Annotated in this window: 5 protein-coding genes; all 5 read right to left on the reverse strand. The window is 58.8% G+C overall.

The features are described from left to right. On the reverse strand, positions 1-408 hold a 408-nt coding region (locus K9U38_RS21795; protein WP_370632032.1), incomplete at its 3' end, for a DUF2160 domain-containing protein. Further along, a complete protein-coding gene (locus K9U38_RS21800; protein WP_224496457.1) occupies positions 405-1,223 on the reverse strand; it encodes a carbohydrate ABC transporter permease in 819 nt (272 codons plus the stop codon). The genes K9U38_RS21795 and K9U38_RS21800, both read right to left, overlap by 4 nt. A gap of 88 nt (positions 1,224-1,311) precedes the next feature. Further along, positions 1,312-2,178 (reverse strand): carbohydrate ABC transporter permease, encoded by an 867-nt coding sequence (locus K9U38_RS21805; RefSeq protein ID WP_224496455.1) that lies wholly within the window; start codon positions 2,176-2,178, stop codon positions 1,312-1,314. Positions 2,179-2,180: 2 nt separating this feature from the next. Beyond that, a complete protein-coding gene (locus K9U38_RS21810; protein ID WP_224496456.1) occupies positions 2,181-3,248 on the reverse strand; it encodes an ABC transporter ATP-binding protein in 1,068 nt (355 codons plus the stop codon). 8 nt (positions 3,249-3,256) lie between these two features. Further along, entirely contained in the window at positions 3,257-4,339 is a 1,083-nt protein-coding gene (locus tag K9U38_RS21815; protein WP_224496458.1) for an ABC transporter ATP-binding protein, read from the reverse strand. Positions 4,340-4,353 lie beyond the last annotated feature (14 nt).

Here is a 4,353-nt window from a genome sequence, read left to right on the forward strand (position 1 = left end):
AAAGCGGAATACGCCGATTGCGTAGACCACAGAGAGAGCCAGAGCCCACCACAGGTTGGGACCGACGAGCCCCAGCCAGGCGAGATGAATGAAAGCGCTGCCAAGAAGCGACACGAACAGGCGGTCGCCGCGCGTGGTCTCGAAGCGCAGTATGCCGACACGGGGATTGCCGCCCGGAGAGGCATATTCCCATACCGCCATCAGCGACATCAGGAAAAAGATCGTGATGAAGAACAGCGCCGTCGGAAAGGTCCACGCCATCCAGCCACCCTTGATCAGCGGCGCAAACCAGTCACGCGCACCGTCCTTGAGAGGAACAGCTGCAACAAGAAGCCCGACCAGGATCGCGAAACCAGCGACCACAACAGCCAGCACTACAGGCCAACGCCTTGTTGTCATTTCCATTATACCCTCCCGAGGGCGAAGCCCTTGGCAATGTAGTTGCGGACGAAATAAATGACGATCGCACCTGGAATCAGCGTTAAGACGCCCGCTGCGGCAAGCACCCCCCAATCCACGCCCGATGCCGAGACAGTACGGGTCATGATGGCGGCGATCGGCTTGGCCGCAGTCGTTGTCAGCGTGCGGGCAATCAGCAGTTCCACCCATGAGAACATGAAGCAGAAGAAGGCCGCCACGCCGATGCCGCTGGCGATCAACGGAACGAAGATCTTCACGAAGAAGCGCGGGAAGGAATAGCCGTCAATATAAGCAGTCTCGTCGATTTCTTTCGGAACGCCGGACATGAAGCCCTCAAGGATCCACACGGCGAGCGGCACGTTGAACAGGCAGTGCGCAAGTGCCACGGCGATATGCGTGTCGATCAGGCCAAACGCCGAATAGAGCTGAAAGAACGGCAGCGCAAAAACCGCGGGCGGCGCCATGCGATTGGTCAGTAGCCAGAAGAAGAGGTGCTTGTCGCCAAGGAAGCGATAGCGCGAAAAGGCGTAGGCCGCGGGCAATGCCACCAGCACCGAGATCACCGTATTCATGACCACATAGATGATCGAATTGATGTAGCCCTTGTACCAGGACGGATCGGTGAAGATGACCGCGTAGTTTTGCAGTGTAGGATTCTGCGGCCAAAGCGAGAACGTGCCGAGGATTTCCTGATTGGTCTTGAAGCTCATGTTGATGAGCCAATAGATCGGCAGCATCAGGAAGATGATATAGACCGTCGGTATCAGCCACCAGAATTTGGACTCGTCGCCGCGCCTGCGCATCCTGCGTGCGAGCGCCTTGTCTATCTGGCGCTGCTCGGCTTCCGGACGTTCGCTCGTGCGTGCGAGTGTGTCTTGTTGCACGCTCATTTCAGCGCTCCGCATCGTAATTGGTCATGACGGTGTAGAACACCCATGACAGCAGGAGAATGATCAGGAAGTAGATGATGGACATGGCCGCTGCCGGACCAAGGTCGAACTGGCCCACGGCGATCTTGACCAGGTCGATCGACAGGAACGTCGTCGAATTGCCGGGGCCGCCGCCCGTGACCACGAACGGTTCCGTGTAGATCATGAACGAGTCCATGAAGCGCAACAGGACAGCGATCAGAAGCACGCGGTTCATCTTTGGCAACTGGATGTAGCGGAAAACTGCCCAGCGCGAAGCGCCGTCGATCTTCGCTGCCTGGTAGAAGGCATCGGGGATCGAAACAAGGCCGGCATAGCAGAGGAGAACGACAAGGCTCGTCCAATGCCAGACATCCATGATGATGACTGTGAACCAGGCGTCAGCAGGATCCGCTGCGTAATTATAGGAGATTCCCGCTTTTGTAAGTGAATATCCCAGAAGCCCGATGTCTGCTCGACAAAGGAGTTGCCAGATTGTGCCGACGACATTCCACGGAATGAGCAGGGGCAAAGCCATGAGCACGAGGCAGACGGGAACGCCCCATCCCTTGCGGGGCATGTTGAGGGCAATGATGATTCCGAGCGGAACCTCGATCAGCAGAATGATTGCGGAAAAGATCAGATTGCGGCCAAGCGAGGCGTGGAAGCGCTCGGAATGCAGAACCTCTTCAAACCATTCCGTCCCTGCCCAGAAGAACTGGTTGTTGCCGAAGGTATCCTGCACCGAATAATTGACCACGGTCATCAGCGGAATGATGGCTGAGAACGCCACCAGCAGCAGAACCGGCAGGACCATGAACCAGGCTTTGTTGTTCCAGGTCTTATCCATGGCTATTGTCCTCCAACCCGCCAGGAATCGGCGTAGATGTTTATGCCTTTCGGATCGAAGGCGATGTGCGGTTCGGCCGGAATTTCCTGGCCTTCACCGACGATGACGGCGATCTCGTGGTTCTGGAGACGGGTCCGCACGATCTTGTGCCGTCCGATATCTTCGACCTTCGCAATCTTGACGGGCATGCCCTGGCGACCCAGACGTACATATTCCGGCCGAATGCCGAGTTCGATCTTGCCGTCTGCAGCAGGCATGCCCGGTGACGGCAGCTGGATCTGATGGCCGCCGATCTCGGCCATGCCGCCGACAAGCGTGACGGGCATGACATTCATGCCGGGCGATCCAATGAAATAGCCGACAAATGTGTGCCTCGGGCGTTCGAACAGCTCTTCCGGCGTGCCGATCTGCACGATCTCGCCGTCATACATGACGACGACCTTCTGTGCGAAGGTAAGCGCCTCCGTCTGGTCATGCGTGACGTAGACCATGGTGTAGCCGAAGCGCTGGTGCAGCTGCTTCAGTTGCGAACGCAGCACCCATTTCATGTGCGGATCGATGACCGTCAGCGGTTCGTCGAAGAGAATGGCATTGACGTCCGAACGCACGAGGCCGCGCCCCAGCGATATCTTCTGCTTCTGGTCGGCGGTGAGGCCGCGGGCCTTCTTCTTGGCCCAGCTCGCGAGGTCGATCATTTCCAATGTCTCGCGCACCTTGCGGTCGATCTCCGCCTCCGGCACGCCGCGATTGCGCAAGGGAAAGGCGAGATTGTCGTAGACTGTCATGGTGTCGTAGATGACCGGAAACTGGAACACCTGCGCTATGTTGCGCTCCTGGGTGGAAAGATTGGTCACATCCTGCCCGTCGAACAGCAATTGGCCATGCGAGGGGTGGAGCAGCCCGGAAATGATGTTGAGCAGCGTGGTCTTGCCGCAACCGGACGGTCCAAGCAGGGCATAGGCGCCGCCGTCTTCCCAGCTGTGGTGCACTTCCTTCAGCGCATAATCCTTGTCCGATTTCGGATTTGCACCGTAGGCGTGGCGAATGTGGTTGAGGTCGATGCGTGCCATAACCGTTCCTATGCCGCCAGCTTCGGGCGGCGCGTGACTGAATTGCCGCTCGCGTCAAAAATCATCAGGTTGCGGGGATCGATGAAGATGTCGATCTCTTCGTCGGGCGTGTAGATGTGGATGCCGTGCGCCAGCATTGTCCAGCGCGCATCGGCAAAGGAAAGGTGCACATAGCTTTCCGATCCCGTGATCTCGGTCGCGGTCACCGTGGCCCTCAGGCCGATCTCGTCGGCCGTGCGGCGTGCCGTGGACACATGATGCGGCTGGAAGCCGATCGTGTAGGTACCATCCGCAAATTCAGCCAGGTGCGCCGGCACTGGCAGTGCAACGCCGCCCTCCAGCTGGAATGCCTTGCCGAATTTCGCCAGCGCAATGGTGTTGAGCGGCGGATCGGCAAAGGTCTGCGCCGTGATCAGATCATCCGGCTTGCGGAAAACATCGATTGTCGGCCCGAACTGGGTGATGCGGCCCTCCGACAGCGTGGCGGTATTGCCGCCCAGGAGCAATGCCTCATGCGGCTCGGTCGTGGCATAGACGAAGATCGTACCGGATTCGGCAAAGATCTTCGGCAGTTCCTGGCGCAATTCCTCGCGCAGCTTGTAGTCGAGGTTGGCCAGGGGTTCGTCCAGCAGAACGAGCTTGGCATTCTTGACGATGGCCCGCGCCAGCGCGGTGCGCTGCTGCTGGCCGCCGGACAGGTTGAGCGGCGTCCGGTCGAGGTAGGGCGTGAGCTTCAAGAGCTCGGCCGCCTTGCGCACTTCACGGTCGATCGTCGTACTGTCAGCCCCGGCAACCCGCATCGGCGAAGCGATGTTCTCATAGACGGTGAAGGCCGGGTAGTTGATGAACTGCTGATAGACCATGGCAACGGAGCGTTTCTGCACGGGTATGCCGGTTACATCCTTGCCATCGAACCAGATCGACCCGGCGGTGGGCACATCGAGCCCCGCCATGATGCGCATGAGGCTGGTCTTGCCGGACAGGGTGGGCCCAAGCAGGACATTCAGCGTTGCATGTTCCAAAGTCAGCGAAATATCGCTGAGGTGGGGCTTGCCACCCACCACCTTGGATACATTCCGCAATTCCAGCATTCCAACTCCTCCCT

The sequence above is a fragment of the Phyllobacterium lublinensis genome (assembly GCF_020164435.1).
GTDB lineage: Bacteria > Pseudomonadota > Alphaproteobacteria > Rhizobiales > Rhizobiaceae > Phyllobacterium > Phyllobacterium lublinensis.